Source organism: Aliiglaciecola lipolytica E3 (genome assembly GCF_000314975.1).
Classification (GTDB): domain Bacteria; phylum Pseudomonadota; class Gammaproteobacteria; order Enterobacterales; family Alteromonadaceae; genus Aliiglaciecola; species Aliiglaciecola lipolytica.
The window spans coordinates 1-25,535 of the sequence record NZ_BAEN01000076.1 but is presented as its reverse complement, the minus strand read 5'-3'; the positions used below and the strand labels follow the sequence as shown (position 1 = coordinate 25,535).

Annotated in this window: 16 protein-coding genes; 9 read left to right on the top strand and 7 right to left on the bottom strand. The window is 40.9% G+C overall.

Going from position 1 to position 25,535, the window contains the following annotated elements:
- Positions 1 to 139 precede the first annotated feature (139 nt).
- Positions 140 to 1,711, top strand: a complete 1,572-nt coding sequence (locus GLIP_RS18735; protein ID WP_008846270.1) for a sodium/sugar symporter — start codon at positions 140 to 142, stop codon at positions 1,709 to 1,711.
- 188 nt (positions 1,712 to 1,899) lie between these two features.
- Here the strand turns inward: GLIP_RS18735 and GLIP_RS18730 are convergent, their stop codons facing one another.
- The 3 genes from GLIP_RS18730 to GLIP_RS18720 form a co-directional block, all read right to left on the bottom strand.
- Positions 1,900 to 4,296, bottom strand: a complete 2,397-nt coding sequence (locus GLIP_RS18730) for a fatty acid cis/trans isomerase (protein ID WP_008846269.1) — start codon at positions 4,294 to 4,296, stop codon at positions 1,900 to 1,902.
- A gap of 206 nt (positions 4,297 to 4,502) precedes the next feature.
- A complete protein-coding gene (locus tag GLIP_RS18725) occupies positions 4,503 to 5,585 on the bottom strand; it encodes a glycoside hydrolase family protein (RefSeq protein ID WP_008846268.1) in 1,083 nt (360 codons plus the stop codon).
- Positions 5,586 to 5,675: 90 nt separating this feature from the next.
- Entirely contained in the window at positions 5,676 to 6,809 is a 1,134-nt protein-coding gene (locus GLIP_RS18720) for an alpha-L-fucosidase (protein ID WP_008846267.1), read from the bottom strand.
- A 158-nt stretch (positions 6,810 to 6,967) separates the two neighbouring features.
- Here GLIP_RS18720 and GLIP_RS18715 point away from each other — a divergent pair, with 158 nt between their 5' ends.
- The 4 genes from GLIP_RS18715 (at position 6,968) to GLIP_RS18700 (ending at position 13,721) form a co-directional block, all read left to right on the top strand.
- Complete coding sequence (locus tag GLIP_RS18715; protein WP_153886380.1) at positions 6,968 to 8,497, top strand: sulfatase-like hydrolase/transferase; 1,530 nt, start codon at positions 6,968 to 6,970, stop codon at positions 8,495 to 8,497.
- 350 nt (positions 8,498 to 8,847) lie between these two features.
- Entirely contained in the window at positions 8,848 to 9,390 is a 543-nt protein-coding gene (locus GLIP_RS18710; protein WP_008846265.1) for an RNA polymerase sigma factor, read from the top strand.
- Between the two features lie 18 nt (positions 9,391 to 9,408).
- The gene (locus tag GLIP_RS18705; RefSeq protein ID WP_008846264.1) at positions 9,409 to 10,524 is read left to right on the top strand and encodes a FecR family protein; all 1,116 of its coding nucleotides are present in this window, start codon (positions 9,409 to 9,411) and stop codon (positions 10,522 to 10,524) included.
- A 146-nt stretch (positions 10,525 to 10,670) separates the two neighbouring features.
- Positions 10,671 to 13,721 (top strand): TonB-dependent receptor, encoded by a 3,051-nt coding sequence (locus GLIP_RS18700; RefSeq protein WP_040523633.1) that lies wholly within the window; start codon positions 10,671 to 10,673, stop codon positions 13,719 to 13,721.
- Here GLIP_RS18700 and GLIP_RS18695 read toward each other — a convergent pair.
- The gene (locus tag GLIP_RS18695; RefSeq protein WP_153886379.1) at positions 13,704 to 15,650 is read right to left on the bottom strand and encodes a hypothetical protein; all 1,947 of its coding nucleotides are present in this window, start codon (positions 15,648 to 15,650) and stop codon (positions 13,704 to 13,706) included. The genes GLIP_RS18700 and GLIP_RS18695 overlap by 18 nt on opposite strands.
- 225 nt (positions 15,651 to 15,875) lie before the next feature.
- On the opposite strand from GLIP_RS18695, the gene GLIP_RS18690 reads away from it, so the two are divergent.
- Together GLIP_RS18690 and GLIP_RS18685 are read left to right on the top strand one after the other, a co-directional pair.
- Positions 15,876 to 19,034 (top strand): glycoside hydrolase family 2 TIM barrel-domain containing protein, encoded by a 3,159-nt coding sequence (locus tag GLIP_RS18690; protein ID WP_008846261.1) that lies wholly within the window; start codon positions 15,876 to 15,878, stop codon positions 19,032 to 19,034.
- 15 nt (positions 19,035 to 19,049) lie between these two features.
- A complete protein-coding gene (locus tag GLIP_RS18685; RefSeq protein WP_008846260.1) occupies positions 19,050 to 20,618 on the top strand; it encodes an arylsulfatase in 1,569 nt (522 codons plus the stop codon).
- Between the two features lie 629 nt (positions 20,619 to 21,247).
- Here GLIP_RS18685 and GLIP_RS18680 read toward each other — a convergent pair.
- The 3 genes from GLIP_RS18680 to GLIP_RS18670 all read right to left on the bottom strand — a co-directional run bounded on the left by GLIP_RS18680 (position 21,248) and on the right by GLIP_RS18670 (position 24,463).
- On the bottom strand, positions 21,248 to 23,518 hold the full coding sequence (locus GLIP_RS18680) for a dockerin type I domain-containing protein (protein ID WP_008846258.1): 2,271 nt from the start codon (positions 23,516 to 23,518) through the stop codon (positions 21,248 to 21,250).
- A 78-nt stretch (positions 23,519 to 23,596) separates the two neighbouring features.
- Complete coding sequence (locus GLIP_RS18675) at positions 23,597 to 24,184, bottom strand: PEP-CTERM sorting domain-containing protein (RefSeq protein ID WP_008846257.1); 588 nt, start codon at positions 24,182 to 24,184, stop codon at positions 23,597 to 23,599.
- A gap of 81 nt (positions 24,185 to 24,265) precedes the next feature.
- Positions 24,266 to 24,463 (bottom strand): hypothetical protein, encoded by a 198-nt coding sequence (locus GLIP_RS18670; RefSeq protein WP_008846256.1) that lies wholly within the window; start codon positions 24,461 to 24,463, stop codon positions 24,266 to 24,268.
- A 346-nt stretch (positions 24,464 to 24,809) separates the two neighbouring features.
- On the opposite strand from GLIP_RS18670, the gene GLIP_RS18665 reads away from it, so the two are divergent.
- Both GLIP_RS18665 and GLIP_RS22520 read left to right on the top strand, forming a co-directional pair.
- Complete coding sequence (locus tag GLIP_RS18665; protein WP_008846255.1) at positions 24,810 to 25,310, top strand: hypothetical protein; 501 nt, start codon at positions 24,810 to 24,812, stop codon at positions 25,308 to 25,310.
- A gap of 68 nt (positions 25,311 to 25,378) precedes the next feature.
- Positions 25,379 to 25,535, top strand: a 157-nt coding sequence (locus GLIP_RS22520; protein WP_161602049.1) for an IS3 family transposase, incomplete at its 3' end; no start/stop codon positions are given.

Sequence of the window (25,535 nt, the reverse complement as noted above, 5' to 3'; positions counted from 1 at the left end):
TCCGTAAAATTAGTAATATGCTTTACGGTTAGTGTTCTGACGATTGTCTTATTGCTAATACCCAAGCTATTTACTAAAGCAAGTAGCAAGTTATAGATACAGAAAAATTAACAGTAAATAATAAAAACTAGGATACGAGATGAATCTAGCAAACCTCGATATTGGCATTTTTGTAGTATATGTTTTGGGCCTTTTAGCCCTAGCACTTTATATTTCCAGAGCCGAGAAAAACCATGAAAGAAATACTAAGGACTATTTCCTTGCAAGTAAATCACTGCCTTGGTGGGCGATTGGTGCATCCCTAATTGCATCAAATATTTCGGCTGAGCAAATTATTGGTATGTCAGGCTCGGGGTATGTTTTAGGTTTAGGTATTGCGTCATATGAATGGATGGCAGCAATCACCTTGATTATTGTAGGTAAATATTTCTTACCGATTTTTCTTAAAAATAATATCTACACCATGCCTCAGTATCTACAACAACGTTTTGATAGTCGCGTTAAGACCATAATGGCGGTGTTTTGGTTAGTAGTGTATGTTTTTGTAAACCTCACAGCGGTCTTGTGGTTGGGCGGATTAGCAATTACTACGATCACCGGAGTTGAACTAGCTTACGGAATGATTTTCCTTGGAATATTTTCGATTGCTTACTCCTCCTATGGTGGCCTAAAAGCCGTTGCTTACACTGACATTATTCAGGTTGTGTTGTTAGTGTTCGGCGGATTAATGTTGACCTACATTAGTTTAGATTTGGTATCTAATGGTCAAGGTATGTTGGCTGGATTTTCGGTACTAACTGAACAAATGCCAGAAAAATTCGATATGATATTTTCACCAGATAGTCCGCACTACATCAGCCTTCCAGGTCTATCGGTATTAATTGGCGGAATGTGGGTAATGAACATTTCCTATTGGGGTTTCAACCAATACATTATTCAACGTGCATTGGCTGCAAAAGACCTAGCTGAAGCACAAAAAGGTATTGCATTCGCCGCTTACTTGAAAATTTTGGTACCTTTTTTCGTCGTTGTACCTGGTATTGCCGCCTCAATATTGTTTGCCGACTTAGAGCAAGCTGATCAAGCTTATCCTAGTCTTATGAATCTGATGCCCGTTGGACTGAAGGGATTAGTTTTTGCAGCATTAGTTGCGGCGATTGTGTCGTCCTTAGCGTCTATGTGTAATAGCGTATCAACTATCTTTACGATGGACATATATTCGCACTTTAAAAAGGATAAAAGTGAAGCCCACTACGTAAAAGTAGGGCGTATCGTTAGCATTTCAGCATTAATTATTGCGATGGTTTGTGCTAAACCATTACTTGGTCAATTTGAACAAGCGTTTCAATACATTCAAGAATTCACGGGCTTTTTCACGCCGGGGATTGTGGTCATATTCCTATTAGGCATGTTCTGGAAAACCATGAATTCAGTGGGTGCAATTACTGCGGCAATCGGTTCAGCTGCCTTGTCAGGTGTCCTTAAACTTGCAATGCCTGCGTTACCTTTCATGGACAGAGTAGGCGTTGTATTCTTGGCTTGTATTGCTCTGGCTGTGGTAGCGTCACTTGCCACCCGCAAAAACTACGTGGATGGCGGCACAGATGTGGTGTCTTTAGACGAAGTCAATTTCACAACCAAAAGCTCATTCAATATGTTAGCGATTTGTCTTGTGATTATACTAGTAGCACTTTATGCAACCTGGTGGTAATTGGATTAGCAAGTCGAAATAGATTACTAATTTAAGCGTAACCCATATAAAAGCCCAGTTGTTGAATTTGAACTTCTCAACACTGGGCTTTTTTGTGGGAGCGTCTAAATGCGCTACCGGAAAAGCACGATTAACAGCCAGACACTCAAGATGGTGATTCTTTTACAGTTAGCTATTCATGGCTTGCCTTAACGATTTTCCAGCCTGTTGTAATCTAACCAGCCACCTTCGATTGGATTGCGCTGCATAAATAATTGATTTAACTGATCACTGAATTCCCAAAAATTGTTAGCAGTGCGACGAACAGCAAATAAGTCCATAAATGCTCTATAATCTTCTTCTGTTCGAATTTGTTGAGCATTCGCAACTAGCTTTGCCAGATTTGACTCTTTGACTCGCCAAAATGCATCTGGATAGCTACCAATCAGCCCGTGTACTAATGTGACATTATCATTCGTTTTATCGCGATTGGCATTCTCAAAAAATAGACTATTTACATTATAATGCGCACTATTACGAATTAAGGTGAAAAGCTCTGCTTGGTCTCCGCTCGTGGGTTCAACCATGATCATACTCAGCTCAGGCAATATAGACGCGCTCGTACCTTTTATCCTTTCCAGTTGTGCCAACAACGCCTTACTATTTTCACTTAAATGACTGTCCTGTAATCGATACCGTTGCGGTTGCACATTTTTAAGGTGCTGATAAAAAATCTCGTATAATTCATTTTTGTGATCATCAGTTTGAAACTCGATACCGCTGGGATGCTCAAAAAGATTGATTTTGCCTTTCACAAATGAGGTCAGCTCTGGACCAGGGTTTCGATACCATGAAGCTAACTCTCGACGGCGACTCTGCGGTGGTAAGAATGATAGAAAGTTTGACTCTCCTTCCATGCGTAAAAAGTCCATATACAGACGCGTCAACACCTGATGTCCGTAGTTACCATAAACATCAAAGCCTGCTACCAATAAATAATGTATTCGCTCTAACAAGGCGTAATCAATAACCCATGCCGTTTTAGGCGGGGCGCCTATCAGACCTTTAACCACAGTAGCGTTGTCAAAATGCCGAAATACGGTCAGTGTTGCATTATCGTTTTCACCTTCTCCATTCCAAATATCGTCAGCAGTAAAGTGGTGCTCGTCCTTAGCAACACTATTTAAGAAATCTTGTCTGGCTTGAATATAGTCCCCTTGGCGTGCTGCATATTCCAGCCAACCGACCGCTAAAGCAGTACTTTGGTGTTCGGCAGGCAACCGTAAATTATCTTGTTGTGACTCGTAGAAGGCGTTTATTTGTGGAGACGCTGCCACTTCGGGTTTTACAAAATAGACCCAAAACCGATCATTAATCACGTTGAGTGCCACTTGCCCACGACAGACGGGCCCTTTAATGTAGCCCATGATGGTGTTCTGTGCGCGTTCTAACATAAAGCGATAACGCGCATTCACCGGCAATTGAGTAAATGCCGTTAAAGGATTGGCAGCAATATGGGGATCGTAACTGGGTAATTGCGAAACATCATATTCTGCATCTACAAACCATGCCTGCCATTTGTCTAATAATGTTTTATTAAGCGCGTACGGCTGATGGGTTTTATTTACGATAGTGGATACTACCGGCTGCAGGCGATAATACACGCGCTGCACATTAGGCTTGTCAAATGGCCTGCGACTAGCAATCAAATCAATAGGAAGCGATGAAGGTGTTCGAGAACGCACTAATTTAAAGAACTGCGGCTGTGCATTGGCCTCTGTCAATTCACTAAAATACAAATGTGAACTAAACAGATGTTCGTATATATAACGCGCACTTAATTGCATTTTTAAACTGTCGTGATTTAAAAATGCCTCAAGCTTTTTGACGGCCTGTTGTTCGTCGTCCGAAATTGATGCATGAGCGGGCATGAAGCCTCCGCTTTCAATCCAGTGCATTAATGTGTTGTGCTCTGTTTGCGTAAGTTCCGGTAGCGCATAAGGCATTCCCGCCAACGGCTGTTCCTTAGCGTAACCTGCAAATTCTTCCACCGTTGGACACTGCTGACTGCGGTCAATACTCACGTCAAACTGGTTATCTAACAATTTGTCTTCAGGCAATGGATGTTGCTGCTTTAGCATTAGCATTTTTGCCAATACCGAGGATTGAGTATTGGCTTCTGGAGACTGTTCCCTTTCATTTAATACTGGATGAAAGTCCCGCTCTCTCCACTGAGACGGGCTATGCGCATCAACAAACAAGCGATTCGGCGTAGCTGCCAAAATACGCGTGCCATGATAAACCTTCTCCTTATTCGCCCCTCTTTCCAGCCCCTCAGGTGAAGTCATTTTAAGTTGGCAAGGCGCATCGTAGCACGCGTGACAAACCACACAGCGACTTTCTAAAATGGGTTCAACTTGGCTTTGATAAAAGTTACTTGCAGAGCTGTTTACAGTCGCATGCTGATTAGATGCAGCAACCCGATTGGTTGTCGCTTCTTCACCATATAGTTGATTTAAATCGAGTTTAGCGATGGTGGCGCAGCCTGAACAGATCAACAGAACGCCAAAGAACAATTTAACCCATCTTTTTCTTGTGGTTTGCATATTAGTCCAAATGAGACCAGAGGTTGGGCAACCTTTACCGTGTGCAGTTAGATTTTAACCAAATAGGCAATATAGGTGCTTGATTATCTACAAATATGCGGACGAGTTTACCTTGGCAGCAGCAGTGACTCAAATTTAAACGCAGAAGTACGCACAACCCCATAATTAGATATAGATGAGGTTACGCGTTATTAAGTTAATTCCATCTAATCTGCAGATGGATTTTGCGGGACCATTTTAAATACGTGAGAGCGGCTTCCAAATCCCGACTTAGGGTTCGTTCCCGTAGCGAGGTATAAATAAGCAGGTTTATCATCTACGAATAATATTTGGGGGCGCTCTAATCTGCCGGTTTTATCACCCCGATGCACTATTGCGTTGCGCAACGCATCTTCGCCCAAATAATGACTTAAATGTTCAAATGAGCGTGTCACCTGATGATTGGGGAAATTAAATCCATCCTCTGATTTCCATAACAAGCCACCACCATGGGATCCTTTTTTACTACCAAAATCACGACCAAGCATGTACACACGGTTGTTAAACGTAAATGCATATGCATCTTCAATTGGCATACCGACTTTAGTCACCTGGGTTGGATGGTGACGATAGGGACCTTCCAGTTTGTCCGCCACAGCAACACCATAGGTATAGCTTCCTCGCTTTGCTTCTGGGGTCTTTTTTACAACCGATTTGTTGTAAAGCAAGTATTTACCATTGTGCTTAATCAACGAAGGATTGGAAACGCCGAGTTTAGCCGTATAATTCCAATCACTTGGGTTATTTGATTTGCGCAAAATAGTGCCATCAGGCTCTCCACCAGCGGCGGGCTTCCAAGTGTCGTTTAAATCGTCGGCAACGTACATCACGATTCGCTGGGTAGCTAATTTATTATTTTCGTTAACTATAAAACTAAGAACGTAGCGACCGTCTATTTGTTTTATGGTTGGATTATGCGGTGAATTAAACGTACCGTTTTGGTCAGGAACGGCAACCCGCACAAATTCGAAAGGTCCTTCTGGGCTGTCGCTAATATAGTGGGCTATTTCACAATCTTTAAACCAACCACTAAAATTAGATTGAGTATCAGTTGGCCACTGCGCAACATACAAATGCACTTTACCTTTGGGACCGATAATTGGCGATGATCCCCAAACATGCATACCTTTGCTTTCAACTGCTACACCCAAGTGTTGATAATCAAACTCTGCATTTTGTGCTAAACAGAAAAAAGGCAACAAAGATAAGCTTGCCAATAGTTTTTTGGCGCTAAATTGTCTTTTCATCATTTTATTATCCTAAGCAAAGTTTCAGCTTGTGAATTAGGCGAAGAACATAATGTCTTCGCCTAAAAATGCAAATGTAGTGAACGGTCAATTCTAGCTTGCTAACACGCCCTCCCACCCTTTAGTTTTTAGCTCTTTTCCAACCTCACGAAGCACAGCAACATCTTCTGCTGGTATTTCACCCGAACCTTTAGGACCAGTATTAAGTAACAAATTCGCTGGATAGCTATCTGCTCTTTTTAGCATCTTGATCACTTCGTCTTTCTTTTTATGATTGCCATCTTGAGACTTGTCATAACCCCACGATTTGCGCTGCAAATGATCACACAACTCTAGTGGAACACGCGAGCCTTTAGACTTATCAAACTTGCGTTCTGGGGCTAAAAAGTCCTCAGTACCCAATAAACCTTGTTTATAAGAGACTAATGTTTGTGGTTGCTTAGCATGCACTAAATCATACAAGTCTTGAGCTTTAAACACTGAACGATCACCCGAATAAGGCACACCGATTCCATCTAACCAAATGCCTGCCACATTAGAGTAATTGGTCATTAACTCATTCACTTGATTAGTCATGAAGTCCAAATAGATATCTAGATCGTGTTCCGCTCCATACTTGTAACTTGGCTCTACGAAATCGTAATTAGGACGGGCTGCTCCGCCCCATTTATCATTATTGGGTGCATGAGGGTGTTTCCAGTCACGACCATGAGAATAATATAAAAATAATGCCAGACCTTTTTTGTTACATTGTTCAGATAATTCGCGCACAAGGTCACGTTTAGCGGGCGAATTGACGCTGTTAAATTCGGTAAATTCTGTATCCCATAAGCAGAAGCTATCATGGTGACGAGTCGTGATATTAATGTATTTCATACCCGCATCTAAGGCTAAATCAGTAATAAAATCAGCGTCGAATTTTTCCGCAGTAAACTGATCTTTAAGCTTCACGTATTCAGGTAAAGGCACCTTTTTGCTATATAAAACCCACTCTCCACTGGCCATCAACGAATACAGTCCATAATGGATAAACAAACCATAACGCGCGTCTCTAAACCATTCTGTAGCCGCTGCTCGCGGGTTTTGCTGATAGGCATCTTGGTAATCTGTTAAGTAAGGCGGTACGATCAACTTCCCAGAATTTTGCATCGGACGACTCATACATCCGGGAAGTAAAGCAACACCGGCGCCTACTGCTGACATTGCTAAAAAGTCTCTTCTATTCATAAATAGCCTCTGTATCAAAAATGTTGTGGCGTCATGCCGCGCTGAGTATCTGTGTAACACCTAACAGTTGAGATGCCATATAACCGTAAAAATTTTTATTATGGTTTTACGGTATTATTTTGTTTAGTGACTATAGCAACTTGACCAATTTAGATAATATGAGAATTCAATTCACTTTAAGAGCAACTTCTTCTTCCCATAAATACAAATCAATCAGCCGTTTAGCTGTATTGTGTTTACTCGGAATCCTGCAATGTTCCGTTGCTTGGGGGGCAAAAGAAAAAACTAACGTATTATTTATTTTAACTGATGATCAGGCCTACGACACTGTGCATGCACACGGTAATAATCGTATTGCTACCCCCAATATTGACTCGCTAGCTAAACAGGGCATGAGCTTCACGCACGTTTTTAATCAAGGTAGTTGGTCTGGTGCTGTGTGCTCTCCTAGTCGTCGTATGATCAATACTGGACGTCATTTGTATCAAACTGGTCGCGGACCAGAAAAATTAGATTCAAAAACGGTAGCGAACATAAAACTTATGGGCGAAACCTTTAAAGAAAATGGTTACCAAACTTTTATGACTGGTAAATGGCATATGTCTGAACAAGATTGGGAACGTAGCTTCGATCAAGGAAAATCGATTTTCATGCACGGCATGGCACATCTGCATAAAGGAGGTCAGTTCAATACCGAATTTGTCGATTACACTCCGTCGAGTTCTGCAAAAGAAAAATTTCCAGCTTTCAAAGCCAGTAAACATTCCAGTGAAGTTATTGCCGACGCAGCGGTAGACTTTCTGACAAGTGAAAAATCGAAACCATTTATGATGTACGTGGGGTTCCTTGCGCCCCATGACCCCAGACAAGCTCCGCAGGCTTATATGGGCAAGTACCCTGGAGACAGTATCGAGCTACCTAAAAGCTTTGCTCCGAGTCATCCTTTTAACCAAGGTGATTATTATATTCGAGACGAAATATTAGAGAACAACCCGCGCACTCCGTATGTGATACAAAAAGCGATTGGCGAATATTACGCAATGATTGAACATACAGATGCGCAAATCGGACGGATTATCGAAGCGCTTAAAGCATCTGGAGAGCTAGACAACACTTTGATTGTATTCACTTCTGATCACGGTTTAGCAGTTGGACGTCATGGATTGTTAGGCAAACAAAATCAATATGATCATAGCGTGCGAGCACCTTTCATTATGCAAGGGCCTAATGTACCCAAAGGGAAATCAGTTCCGGGTATGTTTTACTTAAACAGTGTATTCCCAACGGTAGTAGACATGGTAGGTATTGAAATACCTGAAAGCGTACAAGCCCCTTCTGTTCGCCCGTTAGTAAAAGGCGATAAAGACAAAGTATTTGATAGCATTTATGGTAGTTATCGTCACTTTCAGCGTATGTTACGTACAGACGATTATAAGTTAATTTACTATCCCATGTTAAAGAAAACACAGTTGTTTAATGTGGCAGAAGATCCAGATGAATTAATTAACTTGGCTAATTTGCCAGAGCAACAATCTCGCATTGAAAATATGATGGCCAAACTTGAAGATTGGAAAAAAGTTGTTAATGACCCGCTGGATAATGACAATGTTATTGAAAGCTATAAAACCTTGTCCACTGGGGTTAATGATTCAAACAAGCGACCCAAAGCATGGCCTGCTTTACCCTAATTAATTGGGATAAATAAACAGGCTAAACTTAATAATTCAAAAATAAGTAAAATAAATTACGGTTATTGAAATTTGGATTGTTAAGTAGGTATAGGCAGTAATTATCATTTGTTGTATTCACAAGCCAGCTACTTACAAGGCTAGCAGGTTTAAATTATGAAACGAAAAACAAGTGAATAATTAACAGAAATTGGATTGAAAACGACATACGATAGAATAAACACCGTTTCATATGTAAAATTTTATTGTATGTTTGTTTAAAAATTTGTAAAGTACCTCCTAATTCGGTTGCATCGATGTCATGAGTGTTTTCATGTGATTGCATTTTCAGAGCAGGAAGGTCGTCAAATATGTCTATAATTTCTAAAGTCTTTATCGAAAATAATGATTTTCTGAAACGCTTTTTGATGAAGTATTTGAAGTCTGAGCAAGCTATTGAAGACATAGTGCAAGAAGTATTCATTAAGGCACATAGTGCTGAGCTGAAAAAGAAAATTGAATACCCCAAAGCATTTTTGTTTACTATCGCAAAGAACTTGGCACTTAATGAGATAATTAAAAAATCAGCTCAAAGAACGGTTTATTTGGAAGATTGTGCAAATGAAGAGCATAATCACGTTGGCGACACGTTAGAACAAGAGATAGACGCCAAAAGAACCGTAGAAATTTATTGCGAAGCAATGGCAGATTTACCTGAAAAGTGCCGAAAGGTGTTTTTATTAAGAAAAATGCACGGATTGAAGCAGCAAACAATTGCGGACGAATTAGGCATATCACTTAGCAGTGTGGAAAAATATTTAAAAACGGCAACATTAAGTTGTAGAGATTATTTAAAGCGGCATCAAATCGACCTACACAGCGCAACTCATGTTGAGAGAAAGCGCATGAAATAGAAAAATGGAAAAGAGTAAATGAATCACAATGTCATTAAATTTGCAGCACCAAAGTCCGTAGAGGACATTGCCGCGGATTGGCTGATTAGAATGGATGGTGAACCTACTCTTAGTCCTGCCGAGCAAGCTGAGTTCAAACGCTGGATCAACAAAGATCCAAAACATAAAAGCGAATTTATGTCCCTTATGGAAGTGTGGGATAATGCGCCAGTCGAAGAAATCCACCAACTTCTTTACGCTAAGAAGGTTACCGCACCTCCAAAAAAGTCCCCCATATTTAAGCCTGTATATATGTTTTGCAGCATGTTTTTTATTGCTGGCTTAGTATTTATGTTTACGGATTTTAGTCGCTTTACTCAACCCGAATCTGTTTATTCAAGCAATGGTATTTACGTCACCAGTATTGGGCAACAACAACAATATTCATTAGATGATGGTTCGACCGTTTATCTGAACACCAATAGTCGAGTACAAGTAGACTACACTGACGATAACCGAAATGTGTGGTTAATATACGGTGAAGCGCACTTCGAAGTGGCAAAAAATCCAAACAAACCTTTTAGAGTGTATGCGGCAGGTGGACGAGTTGAAGCTGTCGGTACGGCATTTAATGTCAAACTAAGCGATAACTTACTTGATGTATTGGTGACTGAAGGACGAGTCGCTATGTCAGCGGTTGTGGATAAACTCATAGCTTCACCATTTAGCCAAACTAAAACCCATGAAGATGTTAATCAGATTGATGAAATGTTATCCACAGTGGGCACCTTAGATGCAGGTCAACGAATTAAATTAGATGCTGTATATCAAGGACAAAATGGCGAATCACCTACTGCCTATAATATTGAAACCTTGAGTGCACAAGAGTTGCAACGTCAACAAGCTTGGCGTTCGGGCGTGTTAGTATTCGATGGCCAACCCATGAGCGATTTCGTACATGAAGTGTCGAGATTCACCCACGCTTCTTTTATAATTGAAGATCCGCAGGTGGCAAACTTAAGGGTAGGTGGTCGCTACAAAATTGATAAACTCGATCAGGTGATTGTGGCACTAGAACACACATTCAATATTCAAGTATCACAAGTTAATCAAAGCACCTACTTACTGAGTAAAAAACCCGAAGTCAAAGAGTAATTTATTGGTGATAACAGCGTTTTATATAGAAACTCTACAAACAAAAAATGAATTTCTAATATGTAGTTCACTGCAGAACACTGTATAGTTGAACAACATACTATTAACATTTTATCTTGCTTTTCGGTTATGAAAGCAATTAGCCAATGAAGTATATGCTTTTCAAACACGTTATTTTCAGCGTTTTCTCGCTTTTCTTTATAATCAAGCCCTGCATTGCTGAAATAACTGATCCGATTCAATTTGATATCCATGCCGGCAATACGGCTAACGCGCTCAAGCAACTTGCCGAACAAGCAGATATCATGATTCTTTATCCGTACGATCTCGTGAGCCAAAAAACATCGCCAGCGGTAAAGGGCAATTTAAGTTATGAAGAGGCTATATCAAGGCTGCTGGAAGGAACAAATTTAATAGCCATAAATGACAATCACGGATTATTTAAAGTCCAATCCGCAGCCACAAGCGTGCCAGTAAAGGAAACGCCTGACGACGTAAAAGTTAAAGATGAACCACCGGATGTGTTGATTGCTGTTGATTCACACTTAGAAGAAGAGCAAACCGAACGAATTGCTATCGTAGGAAGGCTCAGTAATTATCAAAAACGCTACCTCAAAAAGCGCTATTCAAACCTGATTATAGAAAGCTTAAACCTACAAAATAACCAACGCTATATTCAACGTAACGTCGGAAATATGCTGCAAAGTGCCGCTGGTGCAAGTACAGACTACCGAAAGCGTGAAGGTTTATTTTTAACTGTTCGTGGCTTTGGGCCTGAATTAAATACAGTGTTATACAACAACCGTCAGTTGCCATCGACCAATCTAGGCGGAGGGTTTAGTTTTGATACCTTGTCATCTGAAATGTTTACTTCATCAGATGTATACAAAACCCAAGCTTCTGAGTTAGTGTCAGGAGGCATAGGTGCAACGATTAATTTAGTAAACCTGCCCACGCGAGGTGAAGACACCTATGAGTTATCTGGCGGATTTAGACTCTCTTCCAGTGATGACGGTGGGTTTTTCCCAGAGGTATTTGGGTCAATCAATTATGCAGGCGAAAATATCGCAAGTATCATTGCGGTAGACTTTTTACAACAAGATTACCGTATCGAATCAGCCAATTCAGATGGTTGGTTCGCCGCCGATTTAAGCGGCGTTGAAACCAAAAGCGGCAGCTTAGATTACACGGAAATTTGGGTGCCTCGAAATTTTGACCTACGAATAGAAGAATCGGAAAAAAGACGGTTTGGCTTATCATGGGTTAGTCGGATTAATTTAACCCCAAATCTTTATGTGATAACCGACCTGGTTTACTCACGATTTGATGTGACATCGAACATCGCCTCGTCCGCCAACTGGACCCATGTTAATGGCAGCACTGCCAATCCCGACGAAAAGGATACATTTGGCAGAATTACCGTTGATAAAAATAACACATTATTGAGCTACCGGTATAAGCCTGAGCTTTCACTAGCAAGTGATTATGTCCAATTGGTGCGAAATCGCCCCAGCGAAATGGCTCATTTTGCGACGGCATTAGGTTACGAGTTTAGTTTAGACTCCAGTGTCATTTTGGATTTATCTTATACTGTCGCTAAAAGCGATAACGGCGGAAATAAGCGTTTTTCTGCCGTGGGCTCCCCCAATGCTAATCCAGAATATACCTTGCTACCCAATAGTCCGTACGCAAACATTGATTTCAAACGCAGTATTGACGCTTCTGATCTACGCAGCCATATCACGATTGATAGTGGCGACAATCTAGATGACTCCATATTTCAGGCAAAACTAGATTTTCAAACGATCTTAACTCATCCCAATTGGGAACAAATTGACATAGGCATCTACTTCGCCGACAGAAATAAAGACAAGGTAGCGTTTCGTACACCTTGGGGATTCGAGTTTGGTGGTTATGAATTTGATGTACCGGATGAGTTATTTAGACCCATAGACGCAAGTAACTTTTTAGAAGGGGGTGTGCCTGAAACTTGGTATGGGTTTGATTCGCAACGTTACATTGATTATCTATGGTCTGATGAACACATTCAAAGAGAGATAATTGATAAGGGCCATCCTCTTGCTGACTCAATAGAGCTGCGCAAACAACTAGGCGGATTTACCGCTACAGAACTACCAAACAGCACTTGGAGCGTCCAAGAACGGTTATTTGAGGCTTATTTTAAAACCTTTTCCAGCGGACAACTATTTGAACTCAATTGGTTTGCTCAAATGGGTGTAAGATGGGCCGCCACACAGATTGAATCTCGCGGTTTCGATCAACCAATACAAGATTTGCTTTACAGTGATGTAGATCCCACAGCTTTACAAATCATTTATGCCCAAAGCAATCCGGTTTATGCATCAAATAAATACGCTAATTGGTTACCAAATCTAAGTTTTAAACTTGAACTAACCGACAACCAATACCTCAATCTAGGGTTATCCAAGACGATTTCCAGACCGTCTTTAAATAAATTGGCTCCTGCCATTGGTGATTTTGTTGCGAGAACCGGCTCAAGCACAGCAAACCGTGGTAACCCACAATTAAAACCTTTTGAATCGATTAATTTGGATATGAGTTGGTCTTGGTTTTTTGACGAAAACGGCTTACTTGATGTCACTATCTATTACAAAGATATAGATAACTTTATTTTGCAGAGTGTTGAATTCGAAGAATTACTTGACCACCCTGAAGGGGAATTCCTCGTTAGCACGCCAGTAAATCTAAATAAAACCTCCTTTTTTGGTTTTGAATTTGTGTATCAAAATCAGTTTGAATCGTTACCTTCACCATTTGATGGCACCGGAATCGAATTACGATATACCCAGGTAGAAGCGCAATCACTAGAAGACAATGGCGCACTGCGCGGAGATGTTATTGAAGGTTTATCAAACACTTATAGCTTTGTGCTGTTATATGAAAAAGGTGCCTTTAACGCCAGCCTAATTTACAACCATAGAGACGAATTTGTGCGCAAACAAAGCGGTCTATTAGGACAACCCGAAATGGTCGAAGGCTATGGCCAGTTTGATGTGAAGTTTGGATATCAAATTAATCCCCAGACACGGTTATTTTTTGACATCCAAAACCTCACTCAAGAAAATCCGCGTAGTTTCTCATTATATAGAGAAAGGTTGTTATCCTATGAGAAACACCAACGAATTTTCACTACCGGACTAAGATTTAGCTTTTAACTTCACCACAATCGTGGCTGCTTTCGGGACTTCTACACTCAGCGGTAGCGAAACTGGGATACTCGTCATTTTCGACAAGGTTATATTGTCCACAGCACCTTCCCTATTATCATCGACAGGATTACCGGTATTCGATTTTAGAATCCATATTTCAGCAGAACTGTCTTCATCAACCGCCATATTTTCAACCTTTAAGTCGACGGAGATTGCTTTTTGGGCCTGAGTATTAGTTAAAATAAGGCTTAGTTTATCGCCTTGTTCGTTCACAGTAGCGGTACTAAGTAGCGCTGGAAAATCACTTCCATCAACCTGCATTGTAGGTGCTTGAACGTTACTTTTAACAACCAGTTGCTCGGAATGCTTACTAAATAATGGAACGGGTAAAGCACGTGAGCGCACAACCCCATTGTCGTTGATCATTGGGGTATTATTATTTAAGAATAATGAATGCCCTAACAAGGCCCCTACAGTCTGACTATACTGACCAATTACAGTATGCATTGTGGCTACTTGGTTTACATGTCCACGTAATCCATATTCGGTAAACCAGAGTTTTTCATCGCCAGAAATCGCCGAGTTTTGGTGCTCTTTAATCCAATGTTGATGTTCTTTTATGGTTCGCTCAATACCAAGTCCTCTAGCTATTTGCGCTTCATAAGCGAGTTCTTTAGGGACGTTTTTGAACGTACTTGGATAGTAATGTTTTACCACACCATCAAAAGGTGCATTTACCTCGGCCATACCACGATAGAATGATTCTTTTTCGAAACAAGACAGCACAATAATGTCTGGATCGACGGCTTTCATTTTTTGGTAGTACTCAATAAATCCAGGTTGACGCCCACTGCGATAATTCAGCATAACAAATTGTTGTTTGGGTGGGATTGCACCGCGTTGGCCATCACCAAAGGTGATCATTCCGGATTCAGTATCTAAGGTGTAATGTTTGTCTGTAGGGCTGGATTTCGAAAAATCAGCCACTTTTTGCCATTTAATGTCTGCGATAGTTAATTCAAATGGATAGCTTTCTTCACTTAAATCAACCGGAGCAAATTTTACGTAAAGCTGTTGTGAGGGCTGGCCACTGGTTTTAATATGCGCATCTTTCCACGAAGACTGACTAGCCGCTTTTTGCTGTTCAAAGTACTTATAACCACCATGTATGTAACGATGAGCATCACCGAATGGCAGAGTACCGGCTTTAGCAGACACGGTATCTACGGCAACGTTACCAGTTCCCCGTTTGGCATCATATTTGGTTGGATATGAGCCCCAATTCAACTCCCAATTGCCATAGACTTCATTACCAATTTCCCAATATTTGATGCCGTAGGGTTCTGGATGTCCGTTGTCGGCGCGAACTTGCGCCCAATCTATACCACCATTTGGGTTTTCACCAACTGGGCTATTCATGTATTCAACCCAATCTGCCGCATCATCAGGTTTTTCATATCCATATGCGACCATCATAAAGCCTTGATCGAAATTTGTGGTTTCCAACAAGCGACCAAACTCATCAGAACCAAATTCGTTGCTCTGGGGCCCTTGATTGTTACCACTGATATTATCTATTCGTTGTTCAAGCGGACCTATGCCTCGCTTCCATTTATATAAATTTCCTTCTGAGCCTCCCGGAAAACGATATGCTCTTAAGCCTAAATCAGTGGCTAATTGAATGGTTGTTTTATCAAATTGTTGGTCACTATTGAGTAATCCTTGCCCACCTTTAGGGTAGATATTATTACCTCCATAATATAGAGGGCTTTGTTGACCTATTATGTTTCCAGCATCAATGGTTACATTGGCTTGTTGCATTCCCTTATTATTAGTCGTCGAAGTTGATTGAGAACAGCCCAGTAATAACCCTGTGGCGGTCATCAAGCTGGCATACTTCAGCGTCTGATAGAAAAATTTGGTTCGATCGCGCATTAATTACTCACTCTAAAACAGAAAAACCTTTGTTGATGTAACAATCTAGTTAACAAATTCCGCAATCTAAAATCATATCCATTTATCCAGCAAATCCAAAATGTGTGTAACACCGTGATGAAGAATATTAGGAACTAATTAACATTTTAATTACGGGAAAGGGAAAGATATCGGTTTAATAAGCATATCAACTTTTTAATAATATGCAGTCCAAGGACATCGTTCATGTCGAACTATTTAAGATTTTTAAAATATGTAGCGGTTGCTGCTGGTATGATTATACCTGCACATGCAACGACATTAGAATGGCAAAACCCTGAAGTTTTTAGGGTGAATAAAGAACCAGCTCGAAGCTTTTTTTATAGCTATGACAATCCTCAAGCGGCGTTTTCTAAAACCCCTTGGGATCAGAGCAATCACCTACTGTTAAATGGCAGTTGGAAGTTTAAATGGGTTGAATCTGTTACTAAAAAGCCAAGCGATTTTTATAAAACTGAATACGACGACAGTAAATGGGGCGAAATCACGGTTCCTGCAAATTGGGAAGTAAACGGTTACGGCACACCTTTTTATCACTCTCATCAATGTTTTAAAGCCAACGCAGTGCCACCTGAAATGCCCTCCTACTATAATCCCGTAGGAAGTTATCGTAAAACTTTTACCGTGCCTGATGACTGGCAACAAAAACAGGTTTTTGTACATTTAGGGGCGGTGAAATCTGCGTTTTATATTTGGGTCAACGGTAAAAAAGTTGGCTATTCACAAGATTCTAAAACCGCAGCTGAATTTGATATTAGTCCTTATCTTAAAAAAGGACAAAATCAGCTCGCGTTAGAGGTTTATCGCTATTCAGACGGCTCTTATTTTGAGTGTCAAGATATGTGGCGTGTCAGTGGTATCGAACGCGATGTTTATCTTTATGCTACGCCAAAAGCGCACGTAAAAGACTTCCATGCTTATACTACGTTAACTGACAACTACACTAACGGAAAACTGGAATTAACCGCTTTAATTGATAACAACTTTGAGAGTTCGATCCGTGGATATCAACTTCAGGTTCAATTAACTGACGATGCGCAAAACTCGCTGCTTGATGAAATGTTAGATGTGAATAGAGTTAGCAGTAACGAGAGCAAAAAAGTGACATATAGCGCGCAAGTCTCTAGTCCAAAATTATGGAGTGCTGAGCAGCCTAATCTATACAACCTAAAACTTACCCTGTTAAATTCAGACGGCCAAGCAATCGAACATATTGGCCACAAACTTGGATTCCGCTCTACCGAACTTAAAAATGGCAACATTTTAATCAATGGCAAGCCGGTATTGTTTAAAGGTGTCAATCGCCACGAACATGACCCAGTCACTGCGCATGTTGTATCACGAGAGTCGATGTTAAAAGATGTTCAATTAATGAAGCAGTTTAATATCAACGCTGTACGTATGTCTCATTACCCTAGTGACCCTTACATGTATTATCTGGCGGATTTATACGGCTTGTACGTAATGGATGAAGCGAATACTGAGTCACATGGTATAGGCGCAGCTAACCAAGGTGCAGCTTACGATCCTCAAAATCACTTAGTGAATAAGCCGGAGTGGGCAGCCGCTTACATTGATCGTGTTAGCAATATGTATCATGCAACTAAAAACAATCCATCGGTTGTAATGCGTTCTTTAGGCAACGAGTCTGGCGACGGTCCTAATTTAGAAGCCACATTCGATTGGTTGAAGAAACAAGAACCAAATACTCCGGTTATTTCAGAACAAGCTCAAATGCGCCGTCATACGGATGCATACGGTCAAATGTATGCGCCAATCGATGACATTGAGCGTTATGCTAGACGTAAGTTAGACACCACTCGCCCGGTTATATTAATCGAATACGAACATGCCATGGGTAACTCATTAGGTAATTTTAAAGAGTATTGGGATAGTTTTGAAAAATATCCTTCATTGCAAGGTGGCTTTATTTGGGATTGGGTTGATCAAACATTTGCGATGAAGACGTTAGATGGTACACCTTATTGGGGTTACGGTGGTGATCTTGAGCCTGCCGCTACCGTTACGTCACTCAGTTTTGCGGCAAATGGCTTAGTATATGCTGACCGCACGCCTTACCCATATTTATGGGAAGTTAAAAACGTACATCAAAATGTCGGTTTTAGCAGTGACGATATCGAAAATGGTAAATTGACCATCACTAACAAGCACTATTTCGCAAGCTTAGAAGGTCAAAGTTTGTCGTGGCAACTACTGGCTAATGGCGAGAAAGTTGCGCAAGGTGAAGGTATTCCTTTAACAGCACAGCCACAGCAACAACAGGTTGTGAGTCTGAACTATGTTATTTCGCGTGAACCCGGCGTGGAATATTTTCTGGATGTGCAGGTAACTAGCGATACAGAAAATGGTTTAGTTCCAAAAGGTCACATCACTGCTTGGTCGCAGTTGGCATTACCAACTATCGAAGCATCTGAAGAAAAGCCTGACGAAGTCAGATTATCAGTCAGCGATAAGAAAGAAGAGTATCGATTTAAAGGTAAAGACTTTAGTTTAGTGATTGATAAAACAACCGGTCTTATCAGCTCAATGGAGTACTTTAAAGACGAGTTATTAAAAGCTTCTCCACGTCCTGACTTTTGGCGTGCTCCGATAGATAACGACTTACCCATACGTGGCTATGGTGATAAATTTGGACCTTGGCAAAAAGCAGGTAAGAATACCAAACTCACTTCAATTAAACTTATTAAAGAGTCTCGATACTTAGCCAAAGTCGAAGTGGAACATTACCTAAGTGCTGTAGGCAGTCGATATTTTACGACTTACAACATACATGGAAATGGTGAAGTAAAAGTGGATGTGTATTTCTATGCTGCTCCGCATAAACAACAATCTGAGATTCCACGTTTAGGTACGTTATTCGAGTTAGATCAAGAATACGAAAATGTGGCTTGGTATGGTCGTGGTCCACATGAGAACTATAGTGACAGACAAACTTCTGCGCACGTTGGTTTATATCAAAGTAGCGTAGATGATCTATACGTACCTTATGTAAGAGCACAAGAAAACGGTTATCGCAGTGACGTAAGACAAGTTCACTTTTATAACCAAAAAGGCGAAGGGGTTACGTTTGAAGGCGAACCTCTACTTGGCTTTGGTGCTCAGTACTACGATACCGATGATTACCACGCAAGTGCAGGACAAGCAAAAACGAAAAATATTCATCCACATGACTTACCTAGAAAGGAGCGCATTTTTGTAAATATAGATTATTTGCAGCGCGGCGTTGGTGGTACTAATACTTGGGGAGCAAAACCGTTATCAGATTACATTATTCCCTTTTTAGATTACCAATACTCTTATTCATTTAAGCCATTTAAAAAGTAGTCAAGGCAGATTTATATGAAAACTATATTCAATCCATTGAACAACACAACCAAGCTATTGTCTGCGATTGCTATTTCGCTGGCATTGGCTGGTTGTAACGAATCCAACAGTGCTCAGACCGAAGAACCACAAGCAGCTAAAAAGCCGAATGTAATTTACATTCTTGTAGATGATTTAGGCATAGGCGATATAGAACCCTATGGACAGGAGCTCATCAACACACCCAATTTACAGCGCATGGCTGATCAAGGCATGGTTTTTTCTCAGCATTACGCAGGCAACCCTGTTTGTGCGCCATCTCGTGCGGCGCTAATGACAGGTCAACATTCGGGACACAATCAGATTCGCGGTAATTTCGAATTAGGCGGTTTTGCAGATGAAGAAGAATTTGGTCAGATGCCGTTGCAACCTGGTACTGAAACGGTAGCCAAATTAATGAAGAAAGCGGGCTACACAACCGCTCTAATAGGTAAGTGGGGATTAGGTGGCCCAGGTTCATACGGTGTGCCTACTAAGCAAGGGTTTGATTACTTTTTTGGCTACTTAGACCAAAAGCAAGCGCATAACCACTACCCAACTCACCTATGGCAGAATGAAACCTGGTTCCCGCTAAATAATGAGTATTTGGACCCCCATAAAGGCTTGGGTAAACATGATGATCCCAACGATGAAGCAAGCTATGAAAAATTCAAGCGTGGTGACTTTGCACAGCAACGCCTTACCGATGAAGCACTAAGCTACATTGATAACAAAAAAGATGAACCTTTCTTTTTATACTTGTCTTATGCCGCGCCTCACGCTGCATTACAAGCACCAGATGAAGAAATTGCCAAGTATAACCACTTTGAAGACACGCCTTATGATGGGGTAGCAGATGGTGGTTATGTACCTTCTTTTAGACCAAGAGCGACCCGTGCGGCGATGATTTCGCATATCGACGAAGGCGTTGGTTTAGTCTTAGATAAGCTGAAGAAACTTGGCTTAGATGAAAATACCTTAGTGATATTTTCAAGTGACAATGGTCCAAGCTTTGAAGGCGGAGCTGATTTAGAGTTTTTTGACAGTAATGCTCAATATCGTGGTTTCAAACGAGATTTGTATGATGGCGGTATTCGCATGCCGACTATTGCTCGTTGGCCCACAAAAGTACCTGCCGGTAAAGTGAGTGATCATGTTTCGGCATTCTGGGATGTATTACCCACATTGGCTGATTTAGTGGAAATTGAAGCACCAAAGAATATTGATGGCATCTCCTTTTTACCCACGCTATTAGCAGAAGATGGGCAACAGCAACATGATTCCTTGTATTGGGAGTTTCACCACTGGAATGGTAGCCATAAGCAAGCGGTTAGAATACAGGCAGAGAAAAATGCCGATTGGAAAGCGATCCGTTTCTTTGATGAAAAATCAAAAGAAGGCAGCCCAATTGAGCTTTATAACCTGACAGAAGATCCACAAGAGCAGAATAACCTAGCTGAACAACACCCGGACCTAATAGCGAAGGCTGAAGCTTTATTTGAAAGCTCTAGAACACGATCGTTTATGGATACGTGGAACTTTGATTATCATGCAGGTAAAAAATAACCAGCGATTCCTAATCTTATAACGCTTAGGAAAAGGTCACCTGCTTTTATTTTGTCCTTCGCAACAGGGTTTGGATTATCAAACCCTGTTTTTGCAATTGAATAGAGTAAAAAATCTGCATCCAAGCCTAATACTATAATAATTATGGTGGATGAATTAGGCTGGTGAGCTCAAGTACAAGCTCCCTTCCAATTACCAGTCAATCCTGAATATATTCCAGAAGCTGAAAAGCAGCGCTTGCAAACAGAATAAGAAATTACTTGTAAGTGAAAATTAATCCGTTTAAACCTTCATTTGGCTGAATGCTTTAAGGTCAAGTTTTGTGAGACGAGCAAAGATCTTAATACTAGGGTCGCTACAATCGCAGCAGAATAAAAATTTTAGCACTGATGGGATATCTACTCAGCGGATTTCTCCTTAAATCTGCTTAAACATGTAGTTTACGGTTTTTAGTGAGCTTTAAATCAATCAAGAAAGGTTAGATTCAGTCGGCGATGAAAGCCTTTTTGCTGTTGATAATAAGAATTAAAGCGTTAGTTTTGTATTACTACTTTAACTCCTTGCGCAAATAAAAACGCCAACCAGTTAACATGCGTTAACAGGTTGGCGGTTATGTCTTTATCTAGTATTTATTGCAGACGATATAGACTGTAAAGCTGACTGTAATCAAAGCGAGTGATGACACCATCACCATCTAAATCTGCAGCTGCGATATATCCTTCATCCGAGCTGCTCAAGCCATAAACGGCAACAAACGCTGTGATATCAGCAACCGTGATCTCACCATCGCCATTAACGTCTCCTGTTATCACTTCTTCAGGTAAATAAAAGACAAAGCTCGTTATCGACTTACCCGTAATTTCGGTATCTAAGCTGCTCGTATTCGCAGGGCTGATGGTTGATTCATCACCTGAACTTGGTGACTCTGCATGCCAAACAATTTGCTCTATATTAGCGCTGCTAATCTCTTCGCCATTAAAGTGAATAGTCGTGTCTGCATGTGCAGTTTCGTTATTATTCATTACCCACAAAATGACTTTATTGCCGCTTCTAAATGCCATGGTTTCTGCATTAGCTAAACCAGTAACGTTGGTAGCAAGGTAATGTGAGCCCATGGGAGCATGATTACCAAATTGCTTCATGATGTAGTAAGCACGATAACGCTCTCCAGGCATGTTGTTTCTGAAATAAATAGCGCGGGTTTCGCGGCCAATACCTCGAGACCAAGGCTCAAAGAACAATTCGCCTTGCATGCCCGCTCGATACCACATTGCACGTTGAGAGAATCGACCAATTGGCATGGAAATATCGAGTTCGACACCCGAAGTTGGACCCGTTCCTAATCCCGTTTCTGTGTGCCACACCGGCAAGTCAACAGAGTTTGCGGTATTAACTAGGTTGGTCCAAGTATCTTCAGTCGCGCCATCGTAGGCGTGAGTTGAAATACCTTTAAATAAATCTAAGGCATTCTGATTGATATAGCTGTTTAACACGTTGACCGCTTGCTTAGTGCCCCATGTAGAAGGCCCAGAGAACTCTGGCTCAGGTACACCTGCGTATTCGCTGGTTGCTAACAAGCGTTTAATTTCATTAATAACAGCCACTTCTTTGACCGCAGACACCACTTGAGTCCATTCCTTAACGACGCTAAGCACACTAATTTCCACACCGTTATCACTCATATACTTTAGATAGTCAGATAAGAAACGAGCGTATTTTTCGACGTTTAGTTGGCTAGGATCATAACTTCCTCCGTTGTATCCACCGCCGGTATATACCCAGTCAGGAAGATTATTAGTTGTTCCATAACCGTCGTAATCAGACTTCAAGGTCGCCCAAAACTTTACGTTTGGATTAGCTTGTTTAACCATTTTCATTGAAGATACAGCGCGATCGTAAAACGCCAGATTTGGCGAACCTTCAACTAACTCTTGCTTGCGATCGTAGGACACGCGTGAATAATCAAAAGCAATGTCTTTGAATACCCAATCAGCGATTTGTTGTGAATTAGTAGCGTTGTTTAGGAAGAACTGTGAACGCTCCATATCAGAACCCATTAGCGTAATTTCTTGCTTAGGATTCGCTAAATCAATGGTGATTGTGTTTTCAACTTCCACTTCACGAATCCAGCAATATTTAGCGCGTCCTGGAATGGGGTCGCCAAACTCACTGTTTGCACATACGACATCAGAATTATGAATTTCATAATTAAATGCCCCATCTCTACCGTAAGCGACTTCGTGATAACTATCTAAATAGCAAGTATCTCCCTCATTTGCACAAAACGTCCAGTCTGGACCTTCTGGCGCTTCGGGTTCGCCTTCACTGGGTTTTCGCACCCAGCAATGCTTATATTTACCAGGTGCAGCATCACCAAATACGGCATTTGTACAACTCACACCATCTTGATGGGTTTGATAAGCGAATTTGCCATCTCGACCAAAAGCCACTTGAAACGTACCTGTGAACGAACAGGTATTGCGTTCACCAATACAAAATAGCCAACCAGCGCCCTCTGGTGGGGTAAGATGTGATGTGTCATTACGTTTCCAGCAATGTTTTCTTTTGCCTGGTAAAGGGTCACCAAATACAGAAGTGGCGCAATAAACACCATCTTGATGCACTTGATAAGCGAATTGACCATCAAGACCAAATGCAACCTGCTTACTGCCGTCAAATTCACAAGTTTCATTGGCACCAATACAATAAGTCCAGTTTCCTGGCGGGGATATTAGGTCATTCTCTTGCGCTTGAGTCACACTTATATGTAAGCCTAAACTCATGCAAATAAGGACCTGATATATTTTGATTTGAGATAAATACCCATGTTGCTTAAACATCGAAAGTGCAAAATAGCTTCCGATACTTTTTCTTTTAATAACTTTCTGGCTATTAAACATAGTGATACCTTAAATATTTATTTATATTTTTCAGTTAGAACGGATTTTTCATGTCAAAGCATGAAAACACTCACTTGCTTAGCTGTTACTTTGTCGTTTCCAAATCCGGCTCGCCAATGTTGTCAGGGCTAACAACATGATGGCTAAAGTTGAAGGTTCAGGTACTTCATTCACTTCAAATGTGATGCTGGAATCAATTGCTTCATAAGAGCTAAAAGCATCTAAAAACAATCCTGATGAGAACGCAGAAAACTGGTCATTCCCAAGCAAAGTCAAGGTCTCAGTTCCGGCGCTAAGAGCAGTAAAATTAAGCGTTGCCAACAATATTTCTGAGCTATTAACCCCAGGAAACGGAGCGATGACAAACTTGTCAATGTCAAAACCGAATGGGAAACTTAAAAAGTTAGGATCAATTAAACTATCGCCATCGTAATTGACCGTTTGTAAGTCTTCATCATTAATATCAAAGGCGAAGCCTTCGAGTGTTAATTCATTCGGATTATCAAAGATAACATCAATTGAAAAGGTGTCGCCGACTTCGATATCATCCGAAGACAGGTTAAAAATGATGCCTGCATGCGCATAACTAATGCACACGTTTGCGAGTAAAAAAACTGCCACGGTTGATGACTTTACAAAACGTTTAATGTTGTTTGTTGTGTTCATAATATATCTACCTGTTTATTAAAAAGTGATACTGAAACACCCGCCTGCCAAGGTTTTAACAGATGGGATATCTCTGACTAATCAATCGATTATTTCTTCTTGGTTGGCGGCATTCTGCAAATTTGAACCGCTGCGCTCCATGTCACCGCCCATCATCAATATTTGCTGTTTAACGTTCTTGGCGTCGACCGTTATCGATTGCGCATGAGCCTGCATTGCAAGTAATGAAAGAAGCCATAGTGCAGCTAAACTTCTTAGGCAATTTCGAAAATTACGCATGGTATTTCCTTTTTAAAAAAGTTTGTGTTCGCGCTAGCTTTCACTTTGCAATACAGCTTCACATCAAGGAGAAAAAACAAAATAGCCTTACTAGCATTCGTCAGTTTTAGTTCTCAAATTTCAATTAATTTTCGTATCAAAAAATACCCCATCACATAAATTAAACGCGCAAAAAACCCCATTAAGGCTGTCAAAGGGAAACAATTCCACCGCTATGACCTGATAATGCAAACTGCTTTATTTATGTATTCAGAGTTGGTTTTAAGAAATAAAAAAGGCAGCGGAGGTCCGCTGCCTTTGAAGTGACCCCCAATAGTTGGACTATCCAATTACTGGGGGTCTTTTTATGTCCAAATATCACAGAGTATTTAAGTTAAACCTAGCGCGACTAGCGCAAGAAGAGAGTTCAGGAGTCTTAGGTTCAAAGTTTGAAGTACGCCCTAACCTTATTCGTTATTGGTCTCAAGTTTATCGCATCAACGGCTTTGATAGTTTTGTTCATAAGCAACTTCCTTACTCCTTCGAATTTAAGATTCATGTACTTGAAACTATGTCAGTGAACAATTGGTCACTGGCTTATACCAGCGCCTATTTCGACTTATCATCCCCTGGTATTTTATTTCAATGGCAAAAGCTTTATGCTCGCGGTGGTATAACCCGTCTAATACCAAAGAACAAAGATAGGCCTCGCGTGACTAATCATTCTTCGACTTCTAAACCATCAGCAGAAATGTCTGAAAAAGAGCTCAGGGAAGAATTGGATTACCTACGTGCAGAGAACGCTGTCTTAAAAAAGTTAGAAGCCTTGGCTCAAGCCAGAAAGAAAAAAGCAAAGACAAAACGATAGTTGTCGAAGAGCTCAAGGCAAAGTACAGCTTACAACACTTATTAAAAGTCACAGGGCTTCCCAAGAGCGTGTATTACTACCATCGTAATACACTTAATCGGCCTAGTTCCAATACTGACTTACGCGTAAAAATACGTGATATCTATCACAACCATAAAGGGCGATACGGCTATCGTAGAATTACTTGTGCGCTAAGAGCCATGGGCTTAGTGGTTAATCATAAAT